Genomic DNA, 13,031 nt, shown 5'->3' with positions numbered 1-13,031 from the left:
CGGCCACAGCAGCCGATCCCGTCGCGGTTCAGGGGGGCTCAGGCGGAGGGGGTGGCGGCGCTCAGAGCGGTCATGAAGATGCCGAAGTTGCCGGTCATCCACAGGGGTGTCAGCTTCACCCTCGCGATGCGCCAGCCGTCCGCGGTTCGTTCGAAGCGGTTGGTGTAGTAGCCGTAGACGGTCTGGTCGCTGTCACCGGTGGGATTGGGCAGGTGGTGGCTGGCTCGGACATAGGCGACGCAGGTCGCCCGGTCGTCGCCGGCGAAGGTGATGACGTGGTTGGTGATCATGTGCTGGGTGGCGGTGAAGGACTCCATCCGCGGAGCGGTGCTCATCACCCACTCGTCGGCCGAGAGGTGGACGACGGGCTGCCCGAAGCCGTCGCTGAAGTCGATCTCGACCTGCTCGGTGAAGCAGCTGCGGAACAGGTCCCAGTCGTGGAAGTCGGTGCCGGTCGCGTAGCGGGTCTGGACCTCGCTGATCTCGGCCCGGTCCAGCAGGCGCCCCAGGGCCGCGGCGTCGACCCGAATTTCGTGTGACTGTGTCATACGAGCTACTGTCCCCGTCTCATGTGACTATGTCAACTAGAATGGCCGATATGGTGAGCCGAGCCGAAACAGCCGCAGCGACCCGTCGCTCCCTGATCCGTGCCGCGTCGGAGCTGCTCGACGAGGGAGGGCCCGACGCAGTGACACTGCGGGCGGTGGGTGCCCGCGCCGGTGTGTCGCGCGGGGCGCCCTACGGGCACTTCCCGAGCAAGGAGCACCTACTCACCCAGCTCGCCGTCGACGCGTGGAGCTCGCTGGCCGACGCGGCGGAACGACTACGGGCGGACGACACCCTCTCCGTGGACACCCGGCTCGAGCGTGCGGTCCTGACGCTGATCGAGGTCTGCCGCAGGCAACCGCACCTGTACGCGCTGATGTTCAGCACACCGGCGAGCACTCCGGACGCCGCCGAGGCGGCCAGCCGGGTGGAGGACCTGTTCCTCGCCGTCGTCGCCGACGTGGTCGGCCGCTCGAGCGCCCCCCGCTACGCCGCGCTGTTGATGGCGAGTGCGCACGGCATCGCCGGCATGGAGAACAGCGGGCATCTGCCCAAGGAGAGCTGGCAGGTCGGTGTGGACCAACTCGTGCGCATGCTGGTCGAGTCGATTCGACCGCGTACCGGCGACGCCGGTACCGGCTCACCGTCCGACCCGCCGGAGTGATCCACTGAGCCTCGATACCTGCCACCCCGGCCACCTGGTCGGCGACGGCAGCGATCGACGACGGTGCTGAGGCAGGTACCGCCCTCCGACACCTGCGACCGCGTGTCGACGCGGTTCAGCACTTGCGCACCGCGCCTGTGCCGACCCGCTGGCCCGTGCATGATCCGCCGCGATCCGGGTATCCCGGTCCGCGGGGATCTTCGGACGGGCGGAGGCGGCGATGCGGGCGGTCGGGCGGTTCGCGGGAGCAGGTGGCGGGTTCAGCCGGCGGGACGCCGATCGGCGCCGACGGTGAATCCGGACCTCGCCCGTGCCACCGACGCGATCACCCGGCTGCTGACCGAGCTGGGGCCCGGCACCTGTCCGGAGGCCGTCGCCGCGGCCGTTCGCGAGGCGTGCGAGGACCTTCGGGGCAGCCCGGTGGGTGCGCTGCCCGAGCTCGTCGAGCGGCTGGCCAGAGCGCGGCTGACGGCGGACGCCCGGGACGACCGTCCGGTCGCAGATCCGGACGGACCGGTGTCACAGCAGGCATGCCGGGCCGCCGGTACGGGTACGCCGGCAACGTGACATCGCACGAGGACCCGCGCGACGGCGCACACACCCCGGTCGATCCGGTGCGTGCCCTGGACGAGCTCGAGGAACGCGTCCTGGGCCGGAACACCGATCACGACCGGCGCGACGAGCACCGCACCGAGGATTCGCAGGCCGAGCCCGGACCGGTCGACGGCGAGTCCGGCACCGGTGTCGACGCGGAGCCCACGGACTGACCCGGCTTGTCCGTTCCGGCCCGGCCCCTCCATGCTGAGCGGGTGAGCGCCGGGGCGAGGACCGACACCAGCGACACCGACCGATCGGCCACCGGTCGTCTCGCGGCGGCGGCGCTGGTCTCCGTCTCCGCGGTGGCCCTGTTCGGCTTCGAACACCGCCCGGCCGGCTACCTGCTGATCCTCGCAGGGCTGGGGCTGGCCGCCGCCCTCGACCGGTTGCTGCTGCGCCACCTCGCGCTGATCGCCACCGGCCTGGTGATCATCAGCACGATGTCGCTGAAGGCCGACCTCAGCGATGCCGGGATGCTCCGGTTCACCGTGGTGCTCTCGCTGGCCGTGCTGGTACCGCTGCTGGTCTCGCGTCTCTGGTTCGGCGAGGACATCATCCGCTTCCCGGTGATGACCGGGAAGCGCTGGAGCGGCTTCGAGTACGGCTACCTGGCACTGGTCGTCGTGGCCGGGTACCTGATCCTGCCGGTGTACTTCCTCGGCACCGGCGCGTACCAGAACTGGCCGGAGATCAGCACGACGAACGAGATCGTCCGGCTGTTCGTCGGGGTCAACGCGGTCGGGCTGTGGGACGAGCTGTTCTTCATCTGCACGGTGTTCGCGCTGCTCCGCCGCCACTTCCCGTTCTGGCAGGCGAACCTGTTGCAGGCGACCGTGTTCGTGGCGTTCCTCTGGGAGCTGGGCTATCGCGGCTGGGGACCGGTGCTCACGATCCCGTTCGCGCTGCTGCAGGGCTACATCTTCCAGCGCACCCGCTCGTTCACCTACGTGCTGACCGTGCACCTGACCTTCGACATCGTCATCTTCGCGATCCTGGTGCACGCCTACAACCCGGCGCTGTTCGACGTGTTCGTCACCAGCCCCCGGTGACCGGACGCAGCGGTCAGGACCGGCCGAGCCGGTGCAGGCGGAGCGCGAGCTGCAGTTCCAGTGACCGCTCCGGCTCCTGCCAGCCCTCCCCCAGCAACCGGCCGATCCGGTCCAGGCGCTGCGCCACCGTGTTGACGTGCACGTGCAGCGCGCCGGCGGCGCGGGTGGGGCTGGCACCGGCCGCGTAGTAGGCCTCCAGGGTCCGCAGCAGGTCGCTGCCCCGGCGCTCGTCGTGCTCGGCGACCGGGCCGAGGATCCCGCTCACGTACCCGGCGACGTCCGGGCGTTCGCCGAGCAGCAGGCCGGCGAATCCCAGCTCCGCGGCCGCCGCCGACTCCCCCGCCCGGTCCAGCGCGAGCAGCGCCTCCGCCGACCGGCGGGCCTCGGCCAGTGCCGGGCCGGCGCCGTCGGCGGGGCGGAGCGGGCCGGCCGCGCCCACGGTCACGGCGGCGTCCGGGTCCTGTTCCGACGCCGGACGGGCCAGCCGGGCCCCGGCCGCGGCCGGGTCCTCACCGGGCAGCAGCACGACGACCGCCCCGTCCTGCTCCCCCACCAGCCCGGACCGTCCACCGAGGCCCGCCGCCTCCCGGGCCAGCGCCCGCCGGCGGGCCGGTGCGGTCCGGCAGACCAGCAGGACGTGCGGGCGGCGGGGCGACACCCCCAGCGCGGCGAGCCGGTCGAGCGTCGCCGGGAGCGGTTCCACGGCGGCGAGGAGCTCGGCCATCGCGTCGGCGCGGTCGATCCGGTCGGACTCGTCGGCGCGCTGGGTGAGCAGCAGCACGAGCGCGGTGACCATCGCGGCACGCTCGACGATCCGCACCTGCCCGGGGCTCAGCACCCGTTCGGGGGGCGGCGGCCGACCGGACTGCTCGGCGAGCCCGCCGAGCAGCAGGGTGCCCAGTCGCTGCCCACCGGCGATCACCGGGGTCACCCAGGCACCACCGGCGCACGGAACGGCCACCGGACGGCCGGAGGTGTCCCCGGCCCGGCGCAGCACCGCTGCGGTGTCCAGGCCGGCGGGCACCGGTCCGTAGCGGGCGGTCGGCGCTCCGTCCGGGTCCAGCACGGTCACCCAGCAGCCGAGCAACTTGCCGAGTGCCTCGGCGATGTCGTCGACGTCGCCGCCCTCCAGCACGACGCCCGCGAACCGGTCGTGCGCATCGGCCGCCTCGGCGATCGCGGCGTGTGCTCCGCGCAGGGCCTCCAGCGCGGTGGCGGTGTCGGTGAGCCGGCGAGCCTGCACCAGCGAGACGGCGGCCAGCGCGGCCAGCGACCCGAGCAGCGCGGCGTCGTCGGCACCGAACGGGCGGGCCGAGCGGTTGGCCGCGAAGAGTACGCCGACGAACTCGTCGTCGACCAGCAACGGGGTGCCGCAGATCGCGACGATGCCCTCCTCCCGGACGGCCCTGTCGATCTCGTCGGTGTGCCGGTATCGGTCGTCGCCCGCGTAGTGCCCGGTCCAGTGCGGGGTGCGGCTGGCCGCGACGAGACCACCGAGGCCTGCGCCCAGCGGGAGCCGCAGGGTCTGGAACCGGCGGGACACCGATCCCGAGGTGACTCGCATGTAGGTGTCACCGCGGCCGGCGTCGTAGAGCGTCAGGTAGGCGACGTCGGTGCCGAGCAGTGTCCGTGCCGCCCGGACGATGGTGTCGAGCACCGACCCGGTGTCGGACTCGGACGCGAGGTCCCTGGCGATCCCGACGAGTGCGGCCAGCTCGGACTCGCGGCGGCGACCCGCGTCCATCGCGGCCCGGACCCGCAGGGCGAGCGCGCCGGCCTCCGGAGCGGAGCCCGACAGCTCGGCCGCGACCCGCGCCAGCTCCTCGGCGGGCGCGGCGCCGTCGGCCCGGTCGGCGAGCAGCCGGAGCAGGTCCAGGACGGTGCGCACCCGGTCATCCTGCCCGCGCGTGGGCGAACCGCCGAGCCCCGGCCTCCCGCGCAGGTCCGGCAGGTCGAGCAGGTGGCGTGTGCGCGTACCCCTCTCGGCGCTCAGCTGCGCCAGCGGCGCTCGTAGCGCTCCCGTGCCGCGGCCCGGCCGTCCTCGTCGGCAGCGGCGCGCACGGCGGCGGCGTGACCGATCGGGTAACCGGCCTTCGCCACCCGGTGCTCGGCCGACTCGTACATGTAGGCGACCGAGTAGAAGTAGCCGAGCAGCGCCCCGGCCAGTACCGACAGCGCCTTGACGTAGACCGGGCCCGGGATCAGCAGGAACAACGCGACACCGATCGGCAGCAGCTGCACGGTGACCCGGGCGAGGTGGCGCAGCTGCCAGGTCGGGGCGGTCACGTCGCGGAGCACCCAGCTGTGGTGCCGGGCCGGGAGCGCGGCACCGAAGGCGTAGAGCAGCCAGCGCAGCGGACCGGGCCGGATCGGCTCATCCACGGTTGGACCCCCAATTCTTGGTGCCCCAACAATGTACGATGTCGGACGTGGCGAGCGCATCCACGGGTGAGGCGGACGACCTGCTCCGGCTGGACCGGCAGGTCTGCTTCGCGCTCGCGGTCGCCGCGCGCAACGTGATCGCGCTGTACCGGCCGCTGCTCGAACCGATGGGCCTGACGCACCCGCAGTACCTGGTGCTGCTGGCGCTGTGGGAGCGCTCACCGCGCTCGGTCGGCGAGCTGGCCGAGGAGCTCGCCCTCGACCCGGGCACGCTGTCACCGCTGCTCAAGCGACTGGAGGCGGCCGGCCTGGTCGACCGGCGCCGGGTCCCCGGCAACGAGCGGGCCCTCGCGGTCACGCTCACCGCCGCCGGGCAGGCGCTGCGGGCGCGGGCCGAGCAGATCCCGCCCGCGATCGTCGAACGACTGGGGATGCCGCTGTCCGAACTGGAGGACCTGCGCACCGTGCTGGACCGGGTGATCCGCGCCTCTCGGCGCCGGGCGCCCTAGGGCCGGGGCATCCCGACGGTGTAGGCGGTCATCGACAGCGAACCGTAGGCGTAGCCGTCCACCAGCACCTCGGGCCGCTCACCGCGGTCGGCCGACGCCACCCCGGCCAGGTACAGCGCCGGGATGAAGTGGTCCGGGGTCGGCACCGCGAACCGGTAGTCGCGGTGCGCGTCGAGCGTCGCGAACTCCGCCGGGCGGTCGAGCATCAGCTCCTGCGCCGCCTCGTCGAACCGGCGGGCCCAGTCGAAGCCGGAGTCCGGTCGCGTCCGGTCGACCCCGCCGAGGTTGTGCACCACGTTGCCGCTGGCGACGATCAGCACCCCGGTCTCGCGCAACCGGGCCAGCTTCGCGCCGAGCTCCAGGTGGTAGTCGAGCGGCTCGTTCGCGTTGATCGAGAGCTGGACCACCGGGACGGACGCGTCGGGGAAGGCGTGCACCAGCACCGACCAGGTCCCGTGGTCGATGCCCCAGCTGTCGGCGTCCGCCCCCACCCAGGTGGGCCGCACGATCTCGGCGATCTCGTCGTACAGCTCGGGGGAACCGGGCGCCGGGTACCGGACCGCGAACAGCTCGGGCGGGAAGCCGAAGAAGTCGTGGATGGTGCGCGGCCGTGGCATGACCGTGACCGCGGTGGCCTGGACGTACCAGTGCGCGGAGACCACCAGGATGGCCCGTGGGCGCGGCACCGCGGCGCCGAACGCCTTCCAGGCCTCGGTGTAGCGGTTGGTCGCCAGCGCGTTCATCGGGGTGCCGTGCCCGAAGAACGCGGCCGGCATCAGGGCGTGGGTCACACCTCGACTCTACGGCCGCTACCGTCTCCGGTGTGTTGATGACCGCCGGCACCGCCGTCCTGCTCCTGGTCGATCTCCAGCAGCGGCTGGCCCCCGCGATCCACCAGGGCGACCGGGTGATCGACCGGACCGCCCGGATCGCCGAGGCCGCGTCGCTGCTCGGTGTGCCGGTGCTGGCCACCGAGCAGGTCCCGGACAAGCTCGGCCCGACCGTCGACCGGCTGGCCGGCTACCCGCACCTGGTTACGCACAAGTCGTCGTTCGGCGCGGATCCGGGCGGGCTGGTGCCGCCCGGCCGCTCCGAGGTCGTGGTGACCGGGATGGAGGCGCACATCTGCGTCCTGCAGACGAGCTTGCGCCTGCTGGCCGACGGGCACCGGGTACTGCTGGCCGCCGACGCCGTCGGCTCCCGGGACCCGGAGGACCGGGCCGCCGCCCTGGACCGGGCGCGGGCCGCCGGCGCCGAGGTCGTCACCTCGGAGATGGTGCTGTTCGAGTGGCTGCGCGACGCGACCCACCCACGGTTCCGCGAGGTCCAGAAGCTCCTGAAGTGACCGCGCGCCGTCAGCCGCGCAGGCTTCCCAGCAGCGCGGCCGCCTCCGCCCGGAACCGCTCGACGTTGCCCAGCTTCACGTCCTCGTAGCCGCGCACCAGACCGGCGGTCTCCGCGACGGCGACCACGGTGTCGACGGTGCCGGTCCCGGCGTCGCCCCTCGTGCCGACGCCGGCGCTGTCGGCCGGGCCGCCGAGTGCCTCCAGCGCGGTGCGCACCAGCGACTGGTACTCGCCGATCAGGTCGCGCTCGACCCGGCGGACCCCGGCGTACCCGAAGACGTCCAGCGCGGTCCCGCGCAGCCGCCGCACCGCGCGCAGTGCCCGGAACACCGGCCCCGCCACCCGGGCGTCGAGCCGGATCTTGCGGTTCATCCCCATCGCACGCAGCACCGGGGGGTGCAGCATGACCGACACCCGGGCGTCCGGGCCGTACGCCTCCTCCCGGCGGGCCACCTCGACCGGGTCCAGGTGCAGCCGGGCGACCTCGTACTCGTCCTTGTAGGCCATCAGCGTGTGCAGCCCGCGGGCGTAGGCCCGTGCGATCCGGCAGCCGGCGGCCTCGCCCGCGCGGGCGGTCGCGATCGCGGCGACCCGGCGGACCTCCTCGGCGTAGCGGCCCGCGTACCGGGCGTCCTGGTAGCCGGTGAGGTCGGCGATCCGGGTGGCGAGCTCGTCCTCGAGGTCCGCCCCGGCGGCGACCGATGCGGCGAGCGCCGCGGAGTCCGCGTCGACGGCCACGGCGGCCCGCTGCGGCCCGGCCAGCGCGGCCCGCACCGCCGCGGGGTCGATCGCAGCGGCGCGGCCCCAGCGGAACGCGGTCAGCGTCCGCTCGACGGCGGCTCCGTTCACCCGGATCGCTGCCTCCAGGGCCTTCTCCGACACCGGCAGCACGCCGTGCTGGTAGGCGGCACCGAGCAGCAGCATGTTGGCCGGGAGGTGGTCGTCGAACAGCGCCTCGGAGATCGCCTGGGCGTCGACGGTCAGCAGGTCGCGGGTGCTCCGCGCGATCTTGTCGACGGCGTCGTCGGTGGACCCGGGCAGCACGACCCGGCCGGTGACCATCGCCGCGGTCGGCACCAGCGAGGTGTTGACGACGGCGACGGTGTGCCCGGGGCGGGCGACCGCCAGGTTGGCGTCGGTGGCCGTGCCCACCAGGTCCATCCCGATCAGCACGTCGGCGGTGCCCCGCGAGGCACGCAGGATCCCGTCGACCGGCTCCTTGGAGATCCGGACGTCGGACACGACCGGGCCGCCCTTCTGGGCGAGTCCGACCTGTTCCAGCCCGGCCGCGCACAACCCGTCGAGGTGCGCGGCCATCTGCAGCACCGCCGAGGCGGTGACGACGCCGGTACCGCCGATCCCGGGCATCCGGATCAGCGTGGAGCCGGCCGTGGATCCGGCCGTGGAGTCGGCACCTACCCGCAGCTGCGGATCGGTCAGGGCGACCGGCAGCTCCGGGATCTCCCGCCGGCGCGGTGTCCCCGGCTCCACCATGAGGAACGACGGGCAGTCGCCCTTCAGGCAGGACAGATCGGAGTTGCACGACGGCTGGTGGATCCGGGTCTTGCGACCGAACTCGGTGTCCACCGGCAGCACCGACAGGCAGGTGGACTTGTCGCCGCAGTCGCCGCAGCCCTCGCAGACCCGCTCGTTGATGACGACCTTCTCCGCCGGGGTCGGGAGCTTCCCGCGCTTGCGCAACCTGCGCTCCTCGGCCGCGCACCGGTCGTCGTGGATCAGGACGGTGACGCCGTCGACGGCAGCCAGCTCCGCCTCGGCGGCGGGCAGGTCGTCGCGATGCCGCACGGTCGCGATGGGGTCGAGGGTGATGCCGCGGTAGCGGGCCGGCTCGTCGGTGGTGACGACGATCCGCTGCACGCCCTCCAGCGCGAGCGATCGGGTGATCGCCGGGACGTCCATCCGCCCCTCCGCCCGTTGCCCGCCGGTCATCGCGACGGCGTCGTTGTAGAGCAGCTTGTAGGTCATCGTCACCCCGGAGGCGACGGCCGCCCGGATCGCCAGTGAGCCGGAGTGGTGGAAGGTCCCGTCCCCGAGGTTCTGCACCAGGGTGCGGTCGTCGGTGAAGGGCGCCAGCCCGAACCACTGGGCGCCCTCGCCGCCCATCTGGGTCAGGCCGATCTGGCGCCCGCGGTGCCCGCCGTCGAGCGCGATCATCGCGTGGCAGCCGATGCCGACTCCGACCAGCGTGTCGTCGCTGGTCCGGGTCGAGGTGTTGTGCGGGCATCCGGAGCAGAAGTACGGCGTCCGGGCTCCCAGGTCACCGGCCTTGGCCAGGCCCAGCTCGATCCGCGACGGACGCGGCGGTGCGAGCGCGTCGAGGTGGGCGCGGGCGCGGTCGGGCAGCTCCGCGCCGCGCGCGGTGAGCCGGGCGGCGAGGGCCCGGGCGACGTCCTCGGCCGACAGCTGGCCGCGGGCGGTGAGCAGCGGCCGCTGCCGGTCGTCACGGCGGCCGGTGATCACCGGCTGCTCGGCGCGGCCGTAGAGGGCGTCGCGCAGGTGGCCCTCCAGGAACGGGACCTTGTCCTCGACGACGAGGACCTCGGTGAGCCCGGTGGTCAGCTCCGCGAGGGCGTCGCGGTCGATCGGGAACGGCATCGCGAGGCGGATCAGCCGGATGCCGAGCGCGTCGAGGTCCCCCTCGCCGAGCCCGAGGTCGTCCAGCGCGCGGAGCACGGTGGCGTATCCGGTCCCGGAGGCGAGGACCCCCAGCCGGGGGGACCGGGCGTCGAAGGTGATGCGGTTCAGGCCGGTCTCGCGGGCGTACTGGCGGGCCAGGTCGAGCCGGCGGGTGAGCAGGTCGTGCTCGGCGTCCACGGCGGCCGGTCCGACCAGCGCGCCGGCCTGGGCCCGGTCGGTGGCGGGCGGGTGCGGGATCCCGAGCAGCTCGGGCCGCAGCGCACCGAGGTCGACGGTGGACGACGCGTCGGCGACATCGGCGATGATCTTCAGGCCGGTCCAGAGACCGGTGGCCCGCGACAGTGCGACGGCGTGCAGCCCGAGCTCGACGACCTCGGACACCGAACCGGGGGCGAGGAGCGGCAGGCACAGGCTCTGCGCGATCGGCTCGCAGGAGCTGGGCACGGTGGACGACTTGCACGAAGGGTCGTCACCGATGATCGCGACCGCGCCACCGAGGCGCGCGGTACCGGCCAGGTTGCCGTGCCGGACGGCGTCCGCGGCCCGGTCCAGCCCGGGGTTCTTGCCGTACCAGTAGCCGACGACGCCGTCGTGCCGGCGTCCCGGTACGGCGTCGAGCATCTGGGTGCCGGCGACGGCGGTCGCGGCCAGCTCCTCGTTGAGCCCCGGCCGGAACACGATCCGGGCCGGCTCGAGGTGCCGGGCGGCACGGCCGAGCTCGGCGTCGAGGGTGCCCAGCGGGGACCCCTGGTACCCGGAGACGAAGGATGCGGTGTCCAGCCCGCGTGCCGCGTCCAGCCGGGCCTGCTCCAGGGTGAGCCGGACGAGGGCCTGGACCCCGGTCATGGGGGCACGGCCACGGTCGGAGACGTACTTGTCGTCGAGCACGGTGGTGGTGGCGGTGCGGGCGTCGTTCGGGCCGTTCATGGACGCGGCTCCTCGGTGAGTCGGGGTGCGGCAACGACCAGGACAACGTGACAGCGACCACCGCGCAATGAGCGGCGGCAAAGTCGCGCCTCATACGCAACAGCTATGCTCCTGCCGACTGATCTGCGGTGTTTTGTTGCGTGGAGGCGGCATGCAGGAACTCGACGAGATCGACCACTCGCTGCTGCGGCTGCTGCACGAGGACGGCCGTCGGACCTTCGCCGACATGGCCATCACGGTCGGGCTGTCCACTGCAGCGGTGAAGCGCCGGGTGGACCGGATGCGTGAGTCCGGGGTGATCACCGGGTTCACCGTGCAGGTCGACCACAAGAAGCTCGGCTGGGCCGTCGAGGCGTTCAGCGAGATCCGCTACGCCGGTACCGCGAGCATCTCCGACATCGTCGAGTCGGCCGCCCGCCAGCCGGAGGTCCAGGCCGTGTACACCCTCGCCGGGGACCTGGACGCGCTGGTGCAGGTCCGGGTGCGCGATCTCACGCACCTGCAGGAGGTGATCGACCGGATCCGGCGCAGTGGCACCGTCACCGGTACCCGGACCCTCATGGTGCTGGGCCGCTGGACCCGGGGCTGAGCCGCGTCGTTCAGCCTGCCCGCACGGCCGCCGCGCGGGGGCCCGCCGCGACCACGATCCAGGTCCACGTCACGAACAGGACGCCGACCGCGAGCGCCGTCACCACCAGGCCCGGGCCGATGTCGGCTCCGGCCGCCGTCTGCCGGGACCAGACCGCCCACAGCCCGGACAGCGCCGCGATCCCGCAGGCGGTGGCCGCGGCCCAGGCGAGAGGCCAGAAACGGGTGAACAACGCGAGCGCGGAGGCGACGAGCCCGGCCACCACGACGACCGTGAACAGCCGCGGCAGCGGCCCCATGTCGACATGGCCGGTGAGGATCTGCCAGCCGTCGGCGCGGACCGACCACGGCATCAGCAGCGACGCCGACACCGCCGCGACCGCAGCGCCCACGACGACCGCCGCCGGCCCCGGGTCGATCCAGCGCTCGACCCGCCACGCGATCCGGGTCAGCTCGTCGGACAGCTCCGGGGCCACGACGGTGCGGGAGGTGCGCCGCTCGCTCATCCGGTCCTCTCCTGTACTCCGCCGGGCTGTTGTGCGGGGAGCCTACCGACACCTCCGCTCTCCGCCGCAGGCGAGCGGGGGACGCGCTGCCCCGGGGCACCCGGGGTACCAGCACACGTCCGACGTCCCGGCGCGAGTGTCCGCCCGATCAGGCCGCGCGGGTGCCGCACCGGCACGCGGCCCCCTCCTGGCAACCGCAGGCGCAGGTGGCCGCGCATCCGCAGGCCGAGCGCGGCCCCGCCGCGGCCGGTGGCGGTGGCGCGCAGCAGCCGCCGCTGTGGCAGGTCAGCTCCGGGGCGACCGGCACGGCACGCTCCGGGGGATCCGGCAGCGCGATGCCCAGGGAGGTGAGCAGCGGGGTCACGACGTCCGGCATGTCCGCGGCCGGGCGCACCCGGGCCAGCCGGGTCACCCGCTCGGCGCCGGCGGCGTAACGACGGCATTCCTCGCACCCGTTCAGATGTGCATCCGCGTCGGCCTGCTCCTGTGCGGTGGCCTCGTCGTCCAACGACGCGGACACCACGTCGCGGCACTGCTGACAGTCCATACCATCACTGTCGTTCATGAGACCCGTCCGGTTCCACCCGACCCCCGTCCGGCGTAGGCCTCCGCGGACCCGACACCCACCGCGAGATCCGCCCGCGAGCCACGACCGGCCGTGCCTGCCGTCGCCGGTGACGTCGCTGCCGGGCTACGTCGCGAAGATCTGGGACTCGTCGGCGAACGCCTTGAACTCCAGGTTGTTGCCCGCCGGGTCGGTCAGGAACATCGTCCACTGCTCCCCCGGTTCGCCGGCGAACCGCTGGTACGGCTCGATGACGAACCGGATCCCGGCGCCGCGCAGACGCTCCGCCAGCCCGTGGAACTCCGGGACCGGCAGCACGAGACCGAAGTGCGGAACCGGAACGTCGTGTCCGTCCACCGGGTTGTGCATCGGCGACGCCGACGACGGCGCGAGATGTGTGACGACCTGATGACCGTGGAAGTTCCAGTCGATCCATTTCTGCGACGAGCGCCCCTCGGACAGGCCGAGCACCTCACCGTAGAAGCGGCGGGCGGCGGCCAGATCGTCCACCGGGACGGCGAGGTGGAAGCACGGACGGGCCGGGACGCTCATGTGGACCTCTCACGACGACGGTTCGAAAATCATACAGACGGTGTTCTGTCTGCGCGTCGTGCGGACCCCGGAACGCAGGAATGCCCCGAACCGAAAGGTTCGGGGCATCCCCATACACGTTGAATGTCGGCAGCGACCTACT

Annotated in this window: 15 protein-coding genes; 7 read left to right on the top strand and 8 right to left on the bottom strand. The window is 73.3% G+C overall.

The genetic code is table 11. The features are described from left to right. Positions 1 to 38: 38 nt before the first annotated feature. The gene (locus AB0J24_RS09630) at positions 39 to 548 is read right to left on the bottom strand and encodes a nuclear transport factor 2 family protein (protein WP_358678115.1); all 510 of its coding nucleotides are present in this window, start codon (positions 546 to 548) and stop codon (positions 39 to 41) included. A 50-nt stretch (positions 549 to 598) separates the two neighbouring features. On the opposite strand from AB0J24_RS09630, the gene AB0J24_RS09625 reads away from it, so the two are divergent. From AB0J24_RS09625 to AB0J24_RS09610, 4 genes are all read left to right on the top strand, one after another. Beyond that, positions 599 to 1,210 (top strand): TetR/AcrR family transcriptional regulator, encoded by a 612-nt coding sequence (locus AB0J24_RS09625; RefSeq protein ID WP_358678112.1) that lies wholly within the window; start codon positions 599 to 601, stop codon positions 1,208 to 1,210. A gap of 291 nt (positions 1,211 to 1,501) precedes the next feature. Then, a complete protein-coding gene (locus AB0J24_RS09620) occupies positions 1,502 to 1,777 on the top strand; it encodes a three-helix bundle dimerization domain-containing protein (RefSeq protein ID WP_358678109.1) in 276 nt (91 codons plus the stop codon). Further along, positions 1,774 to 1,977 carry a hypothetical protein gene (locus AB0J24_RS09615; RefSeq protein ID WP_358678106.1) on the top strand — a complete coding sequence of 68 codons (204 nt, stop codon included), beginning with the start codon at positions 1,774 to 1,776 and terminating at the stop codon, positions 1,975 to 1,977. The genes AB0J24_RS09620 and AB0J24_RS09615 overlap by 4 nt, the downstream gene beginning before the upstream one ends. Positions 1,978 to 2,019: 42 nt before the next feature. Further along, positions 2,020 to 2,856, top strand: coding sequence for a CPBP family intramembrane glutamic endopeptidase (locus tag AB0J24_RS09610; RefSeq protein ID WP_358678103.1), 837 nt, complete (start codon positions 2,020 to 2,022; stop codon positions 2,854 to 2,856). Between the two features lie 13 nt (positions 2,857 to 2,869). On the opposite strand, the gene AB0J24_RS09605 is transcribed toward AB0J24_RS09610, so the two are convergent. Continuing rightward, a complete protein-coding gene (locus tag AB0J24_RS09605) occupies positions 2,870 to 4,744 on the bottom strand; it encodes a helix-turn-helix domain-containing protein (protein ID WP_358678100.1) in 1,875 nt (624 codons plus the stop codon). A gap of 101 nt (positions 4,745 to 4,845) precedes the next feature. Then, the gene (locus AB0J24_RS09600; protein WP_358678098.1) at positions 4,846 to 5,238 is read right to left on the bottom strand and encodes a DUF5313 family protein; all 393 of its coding nucleotides are present in this window, start codon (positions 5,236 to 5,238) and stop codon (positions 4,846 to 4,848) included. A 38-nt stretch (positions 5,239 to 5,276) separates the two neighbouring features. Between AB0J24_RS09600 and AB0J24_RS09595 the strand changes: the two genes are divergently transcribed. Then, on the top strand, positions 5,277 to 5,747 hold the full coding sequence (locus AB0J24_RS09595; protein WP_358678095.1) for a MarR family transcriptional regulator: 471 nt from the start codon (positions 5,277 to 5,279) through the stop codon (positions 5,745 to 5,747). Here the strand turns inward: AB0J24_RS09595 and ygiD are convergent. Continuing rightward, positions 5,744 to 6,538 carry a 4,5-DOPA dioxygenase extradiol gene (ygiD, locus tag AB0J24_RS09590; protein ID WP_358678092.1) on the bottom strand — a complete coding sequence of 265 codons (795 nt, stop codon included), beginning with the start codon at positions 6,536 to 6,538 and terminating at the stop codon, positions 5,744 to 5,746. The genes AB0J24_RS09595 and ygiD overlap by 4 nt on opposite strands. A 38-nt stretch (positions 6,539 to 6,576) precedes the next feature. On the opposite strand from ygiD, the gene AB0J24_RS09585 reads away from it, so the two are divergent. After that, entirely contained in the window at positions 6,577 to 7,092 is a 516-nt protein-coding gene (locus AB0J24_RS09585; protein ID WP_358678749.1) for an isochorismatase family protein, read from the top strand. A gap of 10 nt (positions 7,093 to 7,102) precedes the next feature. Here the strand turns inward: AB0J24_RS09585 and AB0J24_RS09580 are convergent, their stop codons facing one another. Beyond that, positions 7,103 to 10,678: an indolepyruvate ferredoxin oxidoreductase family protein gene (locus tag AB0J24_RS09580; RefSeq protein WP_358678089.1), complete on the bottom strand. Its 3,576-nt coding sequence runs from the start codon at positions 10,676 to 10,678 to the stop codon at positions 7,103 to 7,105. Positions 10,679 to 10,829: 151 nt separating this feature from the next. Here AB0J24_RS09580 and AB0J24_RS09575 point away from each other — a divergent pair, with 151 nt between their 5' ends. Beyond that, a complete protein-coding gene (locus AB0J24_RS09575) occupies positions 10,830 to 11,267 on the top strand; it encodes an Lrp/AsnC family transcriptional regulator (protein WP_358678086.1) in 438 nt (145 codons plus the stop codon). A gap of 10 nt (positions 11,268 to 11,277) precedes the next feature. Here AB0J24_RS09575 and AB0J24_RS09570 read toward each other — a convergent pair whose 3' ends face one another. From AB0J24_RS09570 to AB0J24_RS09560, 3 genes are all read right to left on the bottom strand, one after another. Further along, the gene (locus AB0J24_RS09570) at positions 11,278 to 11,772 is read right to left on the bottom strand and encodes a hypothetical protein (RefSeq protein ID WP_358678083.1); all 495 of its coding nucleotides are present in this window, start codon (positions 11,770 to 11,772) and stop codon (positions 11,278 to 11,280) included. Positions 11,773 to 11,920: 148 nt separating this feature from the next. Further along, a complete protein-coding gene (locus AB0J24_RS09565; RefSeq protein WP_358678080.1) occupies positions 11,921 to 12,337 on the bottom strand; it encodes a zf-HC2 domain-containing protein in 417 nt (138 codons plus the stop codon). A 126-nt stretch (positions 12,338 to 12,463) separates the two neighbouring features. Then, the gene (locus AB0J24_RS09560) at positions 12,464 to 12,889 is read right to left on the bottom strand and encodes a VOC family protein (RefSeq protein WP_358678077.1); all 426 of its coding nucleotides are present in this window, start codon (positions 12,887 to 12,889) and stop codon (positions 12,464 to 12,466) included. Positions 12,890 to 13,031: the final 142 nt, after the last annotated feature.

It is taken from the genome of Pseudonocardia sp. NPDC049635, assembly GCF_040659795.1.
Classification (GTDB): Bacteria; Actinomycetota; Actinomycetes; order Mycobacteriales; family Pseudonocardiaceae; genus Pseudonocardia.
Note: the sequence above shows the minus strand (reverse complement) of the source record. Positions and strands in the feature narration are given on the sequence as shown.